Origin of the sequence: Caenimonas soli (assembly GCF_013155545.1) — a bacterium.
GTDB classification, from domain to species: domain Bacteria; phylum Pseudomonadota; class Gammaproteobacteria; order Burkholderiales; family Burkholderiaceae_C; genus Ramlibacter; species Ramlibacter soli.
In genome coordinates this window covers 124,189-138,178 of the sequence record NZ_JABJVV010000008.1, presented here as the reverse complement: position 1 = coordinate 138,178, position 13,990 = coordinate 124,189, and the positions used below count along the sequence as shown (strand labels likewise).

The 13,990-nt window shown below is 64.3% G+C and carries 16 protein-coding genes and 2 riboswitches; of the genes, 8 read left to right on the top strand and 8 right to left on the bottom strand.

Going from position 1 to position 13,990, the window contains the following annotated elements; genetic code table 11:
* Nucleotides 1–35 precede the first annotated feature (35 nt).
* The 6 genes from gcvH to HNE04_RS14140 form a co-directional block, all read right to left on the bottom strand.
* Nucleotides 36–410, bottom strand: a complete 375-nt coding sequence (gene gcvH, locus HNE04_RS14165; RefSeq protein ID WP_172220032.1) for a glycine cleavage system protein GcvH — start codon at nucleotides 408–410, stop codon at nucleotides 36–38.
* Between the two features lie 35 nt (nucleotides 411–445).
* Nucleotides 446–1,579: a glycine cleavage system aminomethyltransferase GcvT gene (gcvT, locus tag HNE04_RS14160; RefSeq protein ID WP_172220029.1), complete on the bottom strand. Its 1,134-nt coding sequence runs from the start codon at nucleotides 1,577–1,579 to the stop codon at nucleotides 446–448.
* 48 nt (nucleotides 1,580–1,627) lie between these two features.
* A riboswitch (glycine riboswitch) is annotated at nucleotides 1,628–1,736 on the bottom strand.
* A 13-nt stretch (nucleotides 1,737–1,749) separates the two neighbouring features.
* A riboswitch (glycine riboswitch) is annotated at nucleotides 1,750–1,839 on the bottom strand.
* A 6-nt stretch (nucleotides 1,840–1,845) separates the two neighbouring features.
* Nucleotides 1,846–3,123, bottom strand: coding sequence for a TRAP transporter large permease (locus HNE04_RS14155; protein WP_172220026.1), 1,278 nt, complete (start codon nucleotides 3,121–3,123; stop codon nucleotides 1,846–1,848).
* On the bottom strand, nucleotides 3,120–3,614 hold the full coding sequence (locus HNE04_RS14150; protein WP_172220023.1) for a TRAP transporter small permease: 495 nt from the start codon (nucleotides 3,612–3,614) through the stop codon (nucleotides 3,120–3,122). Before HNE04_RS14150 ends, HNE04_RS14155 begins: the two co-directional genes overlap by 4 nt.
* 7 nt (nucleotides 3,615–3,621) lie before the next feature.
* Nucleotides 3,622–4,593, bottom strand: a complete 972-nt coding sequence (locus HNE04_RS14145; protein WP_172220020.1) for a TRAP transporter substrate-binding protein — start codon at nucleotides 4,591–4,593, stop codon at nucleotides 3,622–3,624.
* Nucleotides 4,594–4,733: 140 nt separating this feature from the next.
* Nucleotides 4,734–6,431 (bottom strand): electron transfer flavoprotein-ubiquinone oxidoreductase, encoded by a 1,698-nt coding sequence (locus HNE04_RS14140; RefSeq protein WP_172220017.1) that lies wholly within the window; start codon nucleotides 6,429–6,431, stop codon nucleotides 4,734–4,736.
* 140 nt (nucleotides 6,432–6,571) lie between these two features.
* Here HNE04_RS14140 and HNE04_RS14135 point away from each other — a divergent pair, with 140 nt between their 5' ends.
* A complete protein-coding gene (locus tag HNE04_RS14135; RefSeq protein ID WP_172220014.1) occupies nucleotides 6,572–7,354 on the top strand; it encodes an SDR family oxidoreductase in 783 nt (260 codons plus the stop codon).
* Nucleotides 7,355–7,362: 8 nt separating this feature from the next.
* Nucleotides 7,363–7,782, top strand: a complete 420-nt coding sequence (locus HNE04_RS14130; RefSeq protein WP_172220011.1) for an acyl-CoA thioesterase — start codon at nucleotides 7,363–7,365, stop codon at nucleotides 7,780–7,782.
* Between the two features lie 7 nt (nucleotides 7,783–7,789).
* Here HNE04_RS14130 and HNE04_RS14125 read toward each other — a convergent pair whose 3' ends face one another.
* Nucleotides 7,790–8,362 carry a peroxidase-related enzyme gene (locus HNE04_RS14125; protein ID WP_172220008.1) on the bottom strand — a complete coding sequence of 191 codons (573 nt, stop codon included), beginning with the start codon at nucleotides 8,360–8,362 and terminating at the stop codon, nucleotides 7,790–7,792.
* Nucleotides 8,363–8,476: 114 nt separating this feature from the next.
* On the opposite strand from HNE04_RS14125, the gene HNE04_RS14120 reads away from it, so the two are divergent.
* Together HNE04_RS14120 and HNE04_RS14115 are read left to right on the top strand one after the other, a co-directional pair.
* Nucleotides 8,477–9,394 carry a hypothetical protein gene (locus tag HNE04_RS14120; RefSeq protein ID WP_235964993.1) on the top strand — a complete coding sequence of 306 codons (918 nt, stop codon included), beginning with the start codon at nucleotides 8,477–8,479 and terminating at the stop codon, nucleotides 9,392–9,394.
* Nucleotides 9,395–9,501: 107 nt separating this feature from the next.
* Complete coding sequence (locus HNE04_RS14115; protein WP_172220005.1) at nucleotides 9,502–9,837, top strand: hypothetical protein; 336 nt, start codon at nucleotides 9,502–9,504, stop codon at nucleotides 9,835–9,837.
* 64 nt (nucleotides 9,838–9,901) lie between these two features.
* Here HNE04_RS14115 and HNE04_RS14110 read toward each other — a convergent pair whose 3' ends face one another.
* Complete coding sequence (locus tag HNE04_RS14110; protein WP_172220002.1) at nucleotides 9,902–10,447, bottom strand: PAS and helix-turn-helix domain-containing protein; 546 nt, start codon at nucleotides 10,445–10,447, stop codon at nucleotides 9,902–9,904.
* A gap of 96 nt (nucleotides 10,448–10,543) precedes the next feature.
* Here HNE04_RS14110 and HNE04_RS14105 point away from each other — a divergent pair, with 96 nt between their 5' ends.
* The 4 genes from HNE04_RS14105 (at nucleotide 10,544) to HNE04_RS14090 (ending at nucleotide 13,987) form a co-directional block, all read left to right on the top strand.
* Nucleotides 10,544–11,239 carry a CoA transferase subunit A gene (locus HNE04_RS14105; protein ID WP_172219999.1) on the top strand — a complete coding sequence of 232 codons (696 nt, stop codon included), beginning with the start codon at nucleotides 10,544–10,546 and terminating at the stop codon, nucleotides 11,237–11,239.
* A 55-nt stretch (nucleotides 11,240–11,294) separates the two neighbouring features.
* Nucleotides 11,295–11,930 carry a 3-oxoacid CoA-transferase subunit B gene (locus HNE04_RS14100; protein ID WP_172219996.1) on the top strand — a complete coding sequence of 212 codons (636 nt, stop codon included), beginning with the start codon at nucleotides 11,295–11,297 and terminating at the stop codon, nucleotides 11,928–11,930.
* 1 nt (nucleotide 11,931) lies between these two features.
* Nucleotides 11,932–13,338 (top strand): CoA transferase, encoded by a 1,407-nt coding sequence (locus HNE04_RS14095; protein WP_172219993.1) that lies wholly within the window; start codon nucleotides 11,932–11,934, stop codon nucleotides 13,336–13,338.
* 136 nt (nucleotides 13,339–13,474) lie between these two features.
* Nucleotides 13,475–13,987 carry a hypothetical protein gene (locus tag HNE04_RS14090; RefSeq protein WP_172219990.1) on the top strand — a complete coding sequence of 171 codons (513 nt, stop codon included), beginning with the start codon at nucleotides 13,475–13,477 and terminating at the stop codon, nucleotides 13,985–13,987.
* Nucleotides 13,988–13,990: the final 3 nt, after the last annotated feature.

Genomic DNA, 13,990 nt, shown 5'->3' with positions numbered 1-13,990 from the left:
ATGGATCCCGGATCAAGTCCGGGATGACAGGAAAATCAGTTGTTCTTGGAAAACTTGGCGTAGGCCGGCTCGTCCATCAGCACGTCGAACTCGGCCATGTCCTTGATCAGGACCTTGAAGAACCAGCCGTTGCCCATAGGGTCGCGGTTGGCCAGTGCCGGGTCGGCCCGAAGTTCCTCGTTGACCTCGGTCACTTCGCCGGCCACCGGCATGTAGATGTCCGCTGCCGCCTTCACCGACTCGACCACGCCCGCAACCTCGCCCTTGGCATAGCTGCGGCCCACCTCCGGCAAGTCCACGAACACCACGTCGCCGAGCGCGTCCTGCGCGTGCAAGGTGATGCCCACGACGGCAGCCTCGTGGTCCTCGAGCTGAATCCACTCGTGCTCTTCGGTGTATTTGACGGTCATGCTTTTCTCCTTTAATCGGGGTCAGATTCCAATTTTCAGCCGCGGTAATAACGGTTCGGCACAAACGGCATGCCAGTGACTTCCATGGGGACCGGTTTGCCACGCACCATGGCGTTCAGGCGCGTCCCCGGCGATGCCAGCTCGGAGGCGACATAGCCCATGGCGACGGGCTTGTCGATGGTGGGGCCGAGCAGGCCGCTCGTCACCTCGCCAATGCGCTTGCCTTGCGTGTCCTGCAATTCAGTGTGCTCGCGCACCGGTACGCGCTCCAGCGCGGCCAGGCCGACGCGTTTGCGCTCGAGCGGAACAGTGCCTTGCAACTGTCCCAGCACCTTGGCCGCGCCCGGGAAGCCGCCTTCGCGCTCGCCGCCGCTGCGCCGCACCTTCTGGATCGCCCAGGTCAGCCCGGCTTCCACCGGCGTGGTGGTGGTGTCGATGTCGTTTCCGTACAGGCAGAGGCCCGCTTCCAGCCGCAGTGAATTGCGCGCCCCCAGGCCTACGGGCTTGACCTCGGGCTGGGCGAGAAGGGCGCGCGCCAGCGCATCGGCCTGCGATTCGTGCACCGAGATCTCGAAGCCGTCCTCGCCGGTGTAGCCGCTGCGGGTGATGAACAGGTCGCCGCCGTTCCAGGCGAAGGGCCCGCCGATCATGAACACCAGCTTGTCCACGCCGGCCACCAGCCGCGACAGGGCATCGACGGCCTTGGGCCCCTGCAGGGCGAGCAGCGCCCGCTCGGGCAAGGTGATCACCTCGCAGCGGGAGCCGATGCGTGCCTTGATATGGGCGATGTCGCCCACCTTGCAAGCGCCATTCACGATAACGAAGATGTCGTCGCCGCGATTCACGAACATCAGGTCGTCGATGATCGTGCCCTCCTCGGTCAGCAGCAGCCCGTAGCGTTGCTTGCCGGGCGCGAGCCCGATGACATCGACCGGCATCAGCGTTTCGAAGGCCGCTGCCGCATCCGTCCCGACCAGCCGCAGCTGCCCCATGTGGGAGACATCGAACAGTCCTGCCGAGTTGCGGGTGTGGTGATGCTCGGCCATGAGGCCGGCGGGATACTGGACCGGCATGGAGTACCCGGCGAAGGGCACCATGCGGGCCCCGAGCTCCAAATGCAGAGCGTGCAGGGGGGTCTTCTGAAGGTCTTGATCTTGCGATGCAGGCACGCGGCACTCTCCGGAGCAGGGGCGGACAAACCATGGTACACACCACGGGCGGCCCCTGCTGTCCGCTTTACCTGAGAGATTCACCCGTTACGCGGGCTTGCTCCTTCGGTGGGCCGCCTGCCCGTGGGGGCGGCGGCCTCTCTCCAGCAAGGTGGACGCCCCACGATCGAGGCGCCTTGTCAGTCCTTTGTGCCTGAGCGTTCGGCTTTAGCCTGCGCCTTCGGCGGTTCCGCGGGGGAACTCTCTCCTGACGGTTGGGATTGTAACTATTTCGCGTAGACCAGATCGCGCAATGTCAGCGACAGCGCGGGCACATAGGTCACGACCATCAGGCAGGCCAGCACCACCAGCACGAAAGGGACGAGCTGAGTGACGATGCGGTCGAGGGAAATCTTTGCAACTGTGCAGGCCGCGAACAGGTTCACCCCGAACGGCGGAGTGATCATTCCCAGCGCCAAGTTCACCACCATGACGAGGCCGAAATGAACCGGGTCGATGCCGAAGTGCATGGCGACGGGCGCGAGGATCGGCGCCAACACGATGATGGCCGCGCTGGTCTCGATGAACATCCCGATGATGAACAAGGCAGCGTTGACGCCGAGCAGGAACATGGCCGGGCTTTGCAGCACCGACTCCAGCCAGCGCCCGATCGCGTCGGGCACGCCGGCCCGGGTGATGAGGAAGGCAAAGAGGCCGGCGTTGGCGATGATGAACATGATCACGCCCGACGAGATCACCGATTTGCGCAGGATGGCATACAGGTCGTTCACGCCGATTTCGCGGTAGATGATCATGCCGACGACCAGCGCGTAGAACACCGCCACGGCCGATGCTTCGGTGGGCGTGAAGATGCCGCCGTAGATGCCGCCGAGGATGATGATCGGCATCAGCAATGCCCAGCCGGCCTGCACCGTGGCCTTGCCGAAACTCAGCCGGCCGTCGCCGTCGTTCTTGCCCCAGCCTTTCCACTTGCACCAGATGTAGACGAACAGCATCAAGGCGCCGCCGATCAACAGTCCCGGGCCAAAGCCCGCGATGAAGAGTTCGCCGATGGAAACCTCGGCGCTCACGCCGTAAAGGATCATCGGGATCGACGGCGGAATGATGACGCCGAGCTCGGCGCTCGTGGCCTGAAGGGCTGCCGCATAGGATGTGGGGTAACCGTGCTTGATCAGCGCGGGAATCAGGATGGCGCCGATGGCGAAGGTCGTGGCCACCGAGGAGCCGGAGACCGCGGCGAAGATCATGCAGGTCAGCACGCAGGTCATCGGCAAGCCGCCCTGGACACCGCCGACGATGCTCTTGGCGAACTCGACCAGGCGGCGCGAAATGCCGCCGGTTTCCATCAGGTTGCCGGCCAGGATGAAGAAGGGAATGGCGGCCAGCGGAAACTTGTTGATCGAGTTGAACATCTCCTTGACGGAGATCAGCATGTTGGCATTGGAGGCCTGGATGCCCAGGATCCCGGCGAGGCCGATCGAGACTGCAACGGAGATGGTGAGCGCGAAGCACAACACCATCGTTCCAACCATGACTGCGGTCATTGCGCGGTCTCCAGTTCCATGCGCACCGGATCAAGCAGGTTCCCGATGATCCCGATGACGCAGAACAAGCCGCCCACGGGCATGGCCAGATAGGCCCAGAACATGGAGACCTCCTCGAGCCCGGCCATGCTTTGCACGCTGCCGCGCTGGGCGTAATCCCAGCCCCACCAGATGATGACCGCGATCAGCGCGAGCGCCGCCAGGCAAACCACCCAATCGAGCACCCGCCTCATCTTCGGCGGGCTCCAGCGATAGAGCACGTCGACGCTGACCATGGCGCCTTGCCGGAACGCCGTGGGTATGCCCAGGAACACCATCCAGATCAGGCTCATGCGGATCAGGATTTCCGTCCATTCGGCCGGCTGCTCCAGCACGAAGCGAGTGACGATCTGGAAAGCGCCCAGGCTGGCGGCGATGACCATCATGGCGCAGGCCACCACCATGGCGAAGCCGGTGGCCCGGCGCTCGAAGCGAAGGAAAGTTTCTTTCAACGTCGGCTTACTTGTAGTTGCGGATCTTCTCGAGGTTGGCCTTGCCGAACTGCTTTTCGAACTCGGCATTCACCGGGCCCAGGGCGGCGACGAACTTGGACTTGTCGACGTTGTCGATCACGGTCATGCCCTTGGCGCGCAGGTCCGCCACGCCTTTGGCATCGTCCTCGTCCACCCGGGCGCGGTTGGCCTTGGTGCCTTCCTTGGCGGCGTCGAGGAACGCCTGCTTGTCGGCGGCCGACAGCTTGTCGAACGCCGCCTTGTTCATGAGGAACAGGCAGGGCGAGTAGACATGGCCGGTTAGCGAGAGGTGCTTTTGCACCTGGTCGAACTTGGAGGCGATGATCACCGAGAGCGGATTTTCCTGGCCATCCACGGTGCCCTGCTGCAAGGCCGTGAAGACTTCCGGGAAGGCCATGGGCGTGGTGATGATGCCGAAGCCCTTGTAGGCGGCGATGTGCACCGGGTTTTCCATCGTGCGCATCTTCAGCCCTTTCAGGTCCTCCGGAGCCTTGACGTCGCGCTTGCTGTTGGTCATGTGGCGAAAGCCGTTCTCGGCCCAGGCCAGCGCCTTGAAGCCCTTGGCGTCGAACTTGGCCAGCAGTTCCTGGCCGATGGGGCCGTCGAGCACCGCGCGGGCGTGAGCCTTGTCGCGGAACAGGAAGGGCACATCGAGAATCTTGCTTTCCGGCACGAAATTGGGCACCGGGCCTGTCGATGTCATCGCCAGTTCCTGGGTGCCCAGCTGCACCGCCTCGATCGACTCGCGCTCGCCGCCCAGCGAGCCGCTGTAGAAGGTCTGGACCTTGTAGCGGCCATTCGTGCGCTTTTCCACTTCGCGGGCGAAGGTGTCGATGCCCACTCCCTGGTGCGAGTTCTGTGCCGTGGAAATGCTGATCTTCATGACCGTCTGGGCCATGGCTGCGGGAATGAAGCTCATGGCGATGGATGCGCCGAGGATCATTTGGGCGAATTTCATTTGAACGCGTCTCCTGTGGGAAGGGGTTACAGCAGGACGCGCTAGGATGCGCATCCCAAAGTTGTCATACAACTTCGAGATTATGACGCGGCGGCCGGCGCGGCCGGAATACGGGTTTTCGCGGACGCCGGATGACGGGCCTACATGTTCGTGTAGTTCGGCCCGCCGCCGCCCTCGGGCGTGACCCACACGATGTTCTGCAGAGGGTCCTTGATGTCGCAGGTCTTGCAGTGCACGCAGTTCTGCGCGTTGATCTGCAGCCGGTCGGTGTTGTCTTCGTTCTTGACGAACTCGTACACGCCTGCCGGGCAGTAGCGCGCTTCGGGCCCCGCGAACTTCGCCAGGTTCACTTGCACCGGGATGGATGGATCCTTCAGCGTCAGGTGGGCCGGCTGGTCCTCCGCATGATTGGTGTTGGAGATGAACACCGACGACAGGCGATCGAACGTGAGTTTGCCGTCCGGCTTGGGATAGACGATGGGCTTGCACTGCGCCGCCGGCTTCAGGTACGCGTGGTCGGGCTTGTCGCGCCGCAGCGTCCAGGGGATGCGCCCGCCCAGCGCGAACTGCTCGATGCCGTTCATCAGCGTCGCCGTCCACAGGCCCTTCTTGAACCAGGCCTTGAAGTTGCGCGACTTCTTCAGCTCCTCGTGCAGCCAGCTCTGCTCGAAATGTTCAGGGTATGAGGTGAGTTCGTCGTGCTGGCGGCCGTGCGCGATCGCGTGGTAGGCGGCCTCTGCGGCGAGCATGCCGGTCTTGATCGCGGCGTGGCTGCCCTTGATGCGGCTCACGTTCAGGTAGCCCGCGTCGCAACCGACTAGTGCGCCACCGGGGAACACCGTCTTGGGCAGGCTCATGAGGCCGCCCGCGGTGATGGCGCGCGCGCCGTACTGGATGCGCTTGGCCGGCTTGATGCCCTGGCTCTCATCGCCTTCCAGGTACCAGCGGATGTTGGGGTGCGTCTTCCAGCGCTGGAACTCTTCGAAGGGGCTCAGGTAGGGGTTGGTATAGTCCAGGCCGGTGATGAAGCCCAGCACTACCTGGTTGTTTTCCATGTGGTACAGGAAGGCGCCGCCATAGGTCTCGGAGTCCATGGGCCAGCCGGCGGTATGCATCACGAAGCCGGGCTGGTGGCGTTTGGGATCGATCTCCCAGAGCTCCTTGACGCCCAGGCCGTAAGTCTGCGGGTCCTTGCCCTCGTCGAGCTTGAAGCGGCTGATCAGCTGCTTGCCCAGGTGGCCGCGCGAGCCTTCGGCGAAGACCGTGTACTTGGCGTGCAGCTCCATGCCGAGCTGGAAGTTCTCGGTGGGCTCGCCGTCCTTGCCGACCCCCATGTTGCCGGTGGCCACGCCCTTGACCGAGCCGTTATCGTTGTAGAGGATTTCCGCGGCGGGAAAGCCGGGGAAGATTTCGACGCCCAGGCCCTCGGCCTGCTGCGCCAGCCAGCGGGTCACGTTGCCCAGGCTGACGATGTAGTTGCCATGGTTCTGGAAGCACTCGGGCAGGATGAAGTTGGGCGTGCGAACCGCGGAGTTCTTGCCGAGGAAGATCATCGCGTCTTCGGTCACCGGCTGGTTCAGCGGTGCGCCCAGCTCCTTCCAGTTCGGAAACAGCTCGTAAAGTGCGCGCGGATCCATGATCGCGCCCGACAGGATGTGGGCGCCCGGCTCAGAGCCCTTCTCGAGCACCACGACAGAAATTTCCTTGCCGTGCTCAACTGCCAGCTGCTTGAGGCGGATCGCCGTGGACAGCCCCGCCGGACCACCGCCGACGACCACCACGTCGTATTCCATGGCCTCGCGCGGCCCGTGCTGCGCCAGTATTTCTTCGTGGGTCATTGCTCTCTCGCTGATAATGGTTTTTGACAAGACGGCGTGCGGCGGACCGGCTCGCAGGTGGAACTAATTCTATTCGGCGCACGCGCCAAGTCGAGCGACTGCTCTTACTTTTTGACGCCTATTTTAGGCAGGAGACTCTTGTGAGTTACACCATCGATTTGTCCGGCCGGGTCGCCTTTGTGACGGGCGCATCCAGCGGCCTGGGTGCGCAGTTCGCGCGTGCGCTTTCCCGTGCCGGCGCCGCCGTGGTCCTGGCCAGCCGCCGGGTGGAAAAGCTCAAGGACCTGCGCGCCCAGATCGAAGCCGAGGGCGGCGACGCCCATGTGCTGCAGCTGGACGTCACCGACATGGACAGCATCAAGTCAGCGGTGGCCCACGCGGAAACCGAAGTGGGCTCCATCGACATCCTGGTCAACAACTCGGGCGTGAGCACCACGCAGCGCATCCAGGACGTCGGCGAGGAGGAGTACGACTTCATCTTCGACACCAACGTCAAGGGCGCCTTTTTCGTGGCCCAGGAAGTAGGCAAGCGGATGCTGGCGCGGGCGCGCGGCGCGGCACCCGGCACGTATACCGGCGGGCGCATCATCAATATCGCCTCCATGGCCGGGCTCAAGGTGTTGCCGCAGATAGGCGTGTACTGCATGAGCAAGGCGGCCGTCGTCCAGATGACCAAGGCCATGGCACTGGAGTGGGGCCGCTTCGAGATCAACGTCAACGCCATCTGTCCCGGCTACATCGATACCGAGATCAACCACCACCACTGGAACACCGAGCAGGGCCAGAAGCTGATGCAGATGCTGCCGCGCAAGCGCGTCGGCCAGCCCGAAGACCTGGACGCACTCATCGTGCTGCTGGCCAGCAGCCAGAGCCACTTCATCAACGGCGCCGTGATCGCGGCCGACGACGGCTTCGCGGTTTAGGCTGAACAATGAGGATCGAGATCCCGGAGAACAAGAAGCTGGTCTATGAGATGCGCGTCTCCATCCGTTGGGGCGATATGGATGCGATGAATCACGTCAACAACACGACGTATTTCCGCTATCTCGAAACCATCCGCATCGACTGGTTGCGCTCCATCGGCGCCCAGCCCGATCCGCAGGGCGAGGGGCCGGTCATCGTCAACGCCTTCTGCAACTTCTACAAGCAGCTCGAATACCCGGGCGATGTGCTGATGAAGATGTACGTGAGCGACCCGGGTCGCAGTAGCTTCGAGAGCTGGGGAACGATGGAGCGGGCCGAGGACCCCGGCGTCATTTACGCGGCCGGCGGCGCCACCACGATCTGGGTCAATTTCCCCGCGCAGAAATCGGCGCCGATGCCGGACTGGCTGCGCGTCCGGCTGCAGTGAGTTCCCGCTACTTCTGCTTGGGCACACGGCCCATCAAGTAGAACTCGGGGTTCGGCATCATGTTCGAAAAGCTTGCGAGCCGGTTCGACAAGCCGAAGAAGGCCGTGATGGCGGCGATGTCCCAGATGTCTTCGTCGGAAAAGCCGTGCGCGTGCAGGGGGGCGAAATCCTCCTCGGCGACCTCATCCGAACGGAGGCAGACTTTCATGGCGAAGTCCAGCATGGCCCGCTGGCGCGGCGTGATGTCGGCCTTGCGGTAGTTCACCGCCACCTGGTCGGCGACCAGCGGCTTTTTCTCGTAGATGCGCAAGAGCGCGCCATGGGCCACCACGCAGTACAGGCAGCTGTTGGCGGCGCTGGTGGTGGTGACGATCATCTCGCGGTCACCCTTGGTGAGCGAGCCTTCCTCCTTGAGCATGAGGGCATCGTGATACGCGAAAAACGCCCGCCACTCGGCAGGCCGGCGCGCCAGGGCCAGGAACACGTTCGGCACGAAGCCGGCCTTGTCCTGCACTTCGAGTATCCGGGCCCTGATGTCTTCGGGCACATCGCTGAGTTCGGGGGCGGGGTAGCGGTTCACATCGGTCTCCTGGTGGCGGGCTGATTATGCTTCGCCATTGCAGGCGGCGCGCGCCGACACGAAACTTGATCTTTCGCAAGTTCTGGTGGTGATCGACTGGCAACAATAAGGGACATGCCGTCGTTCATCCCTGGCCTTCAGCGGCTCGCCCGCTACGCGATCGTGTTGCCGGTCTGGCTGGTGTTGCTCGTGCCGGCCTGGGGCGCTGCCGGGGGGCAGGCGCTTGGGGCTGCCGCCCTGCGCGACAAGCACATCGCGCTGGCCACCCAGCTGGCCAGCAATCACTTCCAGGGGCCGCTGTATCTCGAATCGCGTGAAAGCGCGCGGCAGCTCGAGGGCGACGTCTACGCCTTGGTCGAGCATTCGTTCGCAACCGTGAGCGCAGCGCTCGCCGAGGCCGAGCATTGGTGCGACGTGCTGATCCTCCACTTGAACACCAAATACTGCCGAACCGCGAAGGAAGGGGGCGCCAACCAACTCGAACTGCGCATCGGCCGCAAGCATGACCAGCCTTTGGCCGAAGCGTCTCCTGTCGTATTTTCGTATCAGAGGGTGGCCGTGGACCCCGAGTACCTGCGCATCGAACTCGATGCCGCCGACGGTCCACTGGGAACACGCGACTACCGGATCGTGCTCGAGGCGATTCCGGTCGCGGAAGGCCGCAGCTTCATCCACATGCGTTATGCCTTCGCCTACGGGCGCGCGGGTCGCATCGCCATGCAGCTCTACCTGGCGACCGTCGGCCGCGGCAAGGTCGGCTTTACCCCCACTGCGGCAGCGCATGCCGGCGAGCCGCCTGTTCTTATCGGTGGCGTGCGCGGCGTGGTCGAGAGAAACACGATGCGCTACTACCTGGCCATCGAAGCCTATCTCGATGCGCTGTCGGTGGAGCCGGCGCGGCAGCCGGAACAAAGGCTGGAGGGCTGGTTCGCCAGAACGCAGAAGTATCCGCGCCAGCTGTACGAGATCGACCGCGACACCTACCTGGAGATGAAGCGCAGGGAACTGCAGCGGCAGCAAGCGCGGCCTTAGAGCGGGGCCGTGAGAGAGCGCCGGCGAGTTGACGAATATCAACGCGCGCGCGAGAGGCACGTGAAATACTGGTACTTACCTTCCCTCAACCATCAACTGGAGTACCTATGAAGCAGCTTCTTATTCCCCTGAGCCTGGCGGTTGCGCAGGCTTTCGCCGTCAGCGCCTTCGCCCAGACGAAGGGTGAAGTGGACCCGGCGCAATCGAAGGGCCCGGCCGTGTCCAAGGTCACGCCCGAGGAAAAGGCCTCTGCCAAGGCCGCGCGCAAGGCAGAGGGCAAGGTCATCGCCAAGGCAAAGACCACCGAGGCTGATGCGGACCCGGCACCTGCGGGCGTGGCCAGGAAGTTGACCAAGGACGAGCGGGTCGCCGCCGCTGCCAAGCGCAAGGCGGCCGCCGCCGAGGCCGTCAAGAAAGGCCAGATCGCCTCCGGCGAAAAATAAGCCGAGCGCGAGTGCAGGACCTGAAGCGCCCCCGCGTGGGGCGTTTTGCGTTGGGACGCCCCCTTCAGGCGCCCGCCATCAGCTTGTGCACCAGGTCGGCCGTGGTGTTGGCCTTGTACTTGCGCATGAGGCGGGCGCGATAGATCTCCACCGTGCGGTGGCTGATCGTGAGGGCCTTGCCGATTTCCTTGGAGGTCATGCCATCGAGCAGGCGGGCGGCCACTTCGCGCTCGCGCGCGGTGAGCTCGGCCTTCACCGGCCGCTGCGAGCTCAGGTCCTCGAAAGCCCAGATGCCCGACTCATGCGGGGTTTCGCGGTTGAGCGCACGCCCCGTGACGTGGCACCAGAAGACTTCTCCGTTGGCGCGCTTCATGATGCGATCGTCGGCGTAATGCCCCCGCGCATTGAGGATGGGCGCCATGCGCGCACCGAGCCGCTCGTACTCATCCGCGCTGGGATAGAGCATCTGGAACGACTGGCCGATCAGCAATTCCCGGGACGAACCGAACATCTCGCACAGCTGCTGGTTGCAGTCCACAATGGCGCGATTGCGCGATAGGCACAGGCCCACGGGTGCGAGGTTGAAGGCAAGGCGATAGTCGACGTCCATCGGGCTAATCTCTACGGAGAACTACGTAACTCATTAGGTAGTATCGTAACGGCATTCCGGCGCGTGCGACCCCGGGTTTCTAGCAGGAGACTTTTAGTGAATAAGCTCTTTCCTTCCGCCGCCGCCGCCCTCCAGGGCGTGGTGAAGGATGGCCAATTGCTGGCTGTCGGCGGTTTCGGCCTATGCGGCATTCCCGAGGCGCTGATCGACGCGTTGCGCGATAGCGGCTCGAAGAATCTGACCGTGATTTCCAACAACGCGGGCGTCGATGGCTTCGGCCTGGGCAAGCTGCTGGAAACGCGTCAGATCAAGAAGATGATTTCCAGCTATGTCGGCGAGAACAAAGAGTTCGAGCGCCAGTACCTGGCCGGTGAGCTCGAGCTTGAATTCACGCCGCAGGGCACGCTGGCCGAGAAGCTGCGTGCCGGGGGCGCCGGCATCCCGGCCTTCTTCACCAAGACCGGCGTCGGCACCATGGTGGCCGAAGGCAAGGAGCAGCGCGAGTTCGACGGCGAAACCTATGTGATGGAGCGTTCCCTGGTGCCCGACGTGGCCCTGGTCAAAGCGCACGTGGCAGACAAGTCGGGCAACCTTCGCTTCAACCTGACGGCGCGCAATTTCAACCCGGCTGCGGCGATGGCCGGCAAGGTTTGCATCGTCGAAGTCGAGAAGATCGTCGAGGTCGGCGAGCTCGCGCCCGACGACATCCATCTGCCGGGCATCTACGTGCACCGCATCGTGCTCAATGCGACCCCGGAAAAGCGCATCGAAAAGCGGACGATCACCAACTAGATAACTTTGCGGGACAGATCTTTAGCTCTGTCCCCAACTGACTGGAGAGCATGACATGCCTTGGACCCAAGACCAGATGGCCGCGCGCGCGGCGCAGGAACTCGAAGACGGCTTCTACGTCAATCTCGGCATCGGCATCCCGACACTGGTGGCCAACTTCACGGGCACCAAGGAAGTGTGGCTGCAGTCCGAGAACGGCATGCTGGGCATCGGCCCGTTCCCAACCGAGGACCAGGTCGATGCCGACCTGATCAACGCGGGCAAGCAGACCGTTACCACCATCAAGGGCTCGTCGATCTTCGGCAGCCACGACAGCTTCGCCATGATCCGCGGCGGCAAGATCAATCTCTCCATCCTCGGCGCGATGCAAGTGAGCGAGAAGGGCGACCTGGCCAACTGGATGATCCCGGGCAAGATGGTCAAGGGCATGGGCGGCGCGATGGATCTCGTGGCCGGCGTCAAGCGCGTGATCGTGCTGATGGAGCATGTCGCGCGCAAGAAGGACGGCACCGAGGATCTCAAGATCCTGGAGAAGTGCACGTTGCCGCTCACCGGCGTCGGCGTGGTCGATCGCATCATCACCGACCTGGCCGTGATGGACGTGACCCCTCAGGGCCTGAAGGTCGTCGAAATGGCGCCCGGCGTGACCATGGAAGCGCTGCAGGCGAAGACGGGCGTCAAGCTGCATTGAGGTGAAGCCCGACCCGCGCGAAGCCCTGGCGGGGCTGTGGCAGCTCGGCGGGTTGCCCGCGCAGGCCCTGGGCTTCGCGACCCTGGCCGGAGCCGATCCGGTCCTCCCATCTTCCTTCGCGGTCGGTACGGCCGCGCAGGCCACGATAGCTGCCGCCGCACTGGCGGCTTGCGAGGTGGGACACGTTCGTGGCGCAGCGCGGCAGGCGGTCGGTGTGGACATGGTCCACGCGGCGCTGGAGTGCACCGGCTGGTTCAGCATCGATGGCCGCGTACCCGAGTTGTGGGACAAATTCTCGGGCCTGTACGCCTGCGCGGACGGCTGGGTGCGAGTCCACGCCAATTTTGCTCACCACCGCGAAGGCGCGCTGAAACTGCTGGGACTGGATCCGGCGACGGCGGGACGCGCCGACGCCGAGCGGGCCCTGCTTTCCTGGCGGGCGATCGAGTTCGAGACCGCGGCCGCCGATGCGAGGCTGGTGGCAACGGCCCTGCGCAGCTTCGATGAATGGGACGCGAGTGAGCCGGGCCGGGCCGTGGCCGGCCAACCGCTCATGCGCATCGAGCGCATCGGCGACGCGCCGCCGCTACCGCTGCCACCGCTGCCACCGCTGGGGGCCGATCAGCGCCCCCTGGAAGGCGTGAAGGTCCTCGATCTCACCCGCATCCTCGCCGGGCCGGTGGGCGGCCGCGCACTGGCAGCCTATGGGGCGGACGTCATGCTGGTGAATGCGCCGCACCTGCCCAATATCGAGGCCATCGCCGATACCAGCCGGGGCAAGCGCTCCGCGCACCTGGACTTGCGCGCGCCCGCAGACCGCGCCGCGATGGGCAGTCTGCTGGAGCAGGCCCACGTATTCATCCAGGGCTATCGCCCCGGCGGCCTGGCAACCCTGGGCCATGGCCCGCGGGAGATCGCTTCGCAGCGTCCCGGCATCGTCTATGCCTCGCTCTCGGCCTATGGCAGCCAGGGGCCTTGGGCGGCGCGCCGCGGCTTCGATTCACTGGTGCAAACAGCCATGGGCTTCAATCATGCTGAAGGCGAAGCGGCGGGCGACGGCAGGCCGCACGCCTTGCCCATGCAGATCCTCGACGAGGCGACCGGCTACCTGATCGCCATGGGCGTGGCAGCGGCAGTGCACCGCCAGCAGCTCGAAGGCGGCAGCTGGCACGTGCAGGTCTCGCTCGCGCAAACGGGTCACTGGTTGCGCTCTTTGGGCCGGCTGCCGGATGGGTTGCATGCAGCACGGCCGGACCGCGATCCCTATCTGGAAACGGTCGAGTCGGGTTTTGGCAACTTGAGGGCGTTCCGCCACAGTGCTCATCTGGCGCGAACACCGGCCCGTTGGGCGCGGCCGTCTGTACCGCCAGGCACCCACCGGCCAAGCTGGGACTTAGTTCAAGCTTGAGCTTGCAGGCCGCCGCTTACGAGCTATCGAAACTCGCTGACAAACAGAGGGTGCCCCGGCCTGCACTGGCTGTGCAGTATCGCGCTCAGGATGCCCCTCAATGCACGCGAATCCGCGCGTAAACCGGGAGGCCTTGATGAAACACTGGAAATGCCTGTTGCTGTGCTCCCTGCTGGGATCGGCCTCGATGCAGGCCGCCGCTGCCTGCTACACCGTTTACGACCGGGCGGACCGCGTGGCCTATCACGCATCCACTCCTCCGGTGGACATGAGCCTGCCCATTCACGAGACACTGCCCGAGCGATTCCCCGGCGGCCACATGATCTTCGACGCGGCTGCCAACTGCCCGGACATCATCGTGCCCTCTCGCGCCCCTGCCGTTAGCACCTCGTCATCGCCGCTGCTGACCGATCAGCGGACGGCCCTGGCGATGCAGGTGCCCCACACCATGCTGGCCGGCGGCGTCGCCTTGGTTCAGCCGCGCGATGCGGCGATGGCGCCGGGAATCTCGATTGTGCCTTCGGTGGCCGTGGCTGCCGCAAGGCAGAACCGCCAGATCGTGATCACGGAAATGCGCAACCCGCCGGTCACTATCGTGGAGTCCGTTGAACAAGGAACGAGGGCGATGGGCGCGGGCCCCAGCCGCTAGGGG

Bases quoted from the DNA above. Each gene is read 5' to 3' on its own strand.
- HNE04_RS14100 (WP_172219996.1), top strand. From the start codon at position 11,295: ATGCCTTGGACCCAAGACCAGATGGCCGCGCGCGCGGCGCAGGAACTC.
- HNE04_RS14120 (WP_235964993.1), top strand. From the start codon at position 8,477: ATGCCGTCGTTCATCCCTGGCCTTCAGCGGCTCGCCCGCTACGCGATC.
- HNE04_RS14145 (WP_172220020.1), bottom strand. From the start codon at position 4,593: ATGAAATTCGCCCAAATGATCCTCGGCGCATCCATCGCCATGAGCTTC.
- HNE04_RS14110 (WP_172220002.1), bottom strand. From the start codon at position 10,447: ATGGACGTCGACTATCGCCTTGCCTTCAACCTCGCACCCGTGGGCCTG.
- HNE04_RS14155 (WP_172220026.1), bottom strand. From the start codon at position 3,123: ATGACCGCAGTCATGGTTGGAACGATGGTGTTGTGCTTCGCGCTCACC.
- HNE04_RS14115 (WP_172220005.1), top strand. From the start codon at position 9,502: ATGAAGCAGCTTCTTATTCCCCTGAGCCTGGCGGTTGCGCAGGCTTTC.
- HNE04_RS14140 (WP_172220017.1), bottom strand. From the start codon at position 6,431: ATGACCCACGAAGAAATACTGGCGCAGCACGGGCCGCGCGAGGCCATG.
- gcvH (WP_172220032.1), bottom strand. From the start codon at position 410: ATGACCGTCAAATACACCGAAGAGCACGAGTGGATTCAGCTCGAGGAC.
- HNE04_RS14130 (WP_172220011.1), top strand. From the start codon at position 7,363: ATGAGGATCGAGATCCCGGAGAACAAGAAGCTGGTCTATGAGATGCGC.
- HNE04_RS14090 (WP_172219990.1), top strand. From the start codon at position 13,475: ATGAAACACTGGAAATGCCTGTTGCTGTGCTCCCTGCTGGGATCGGCC.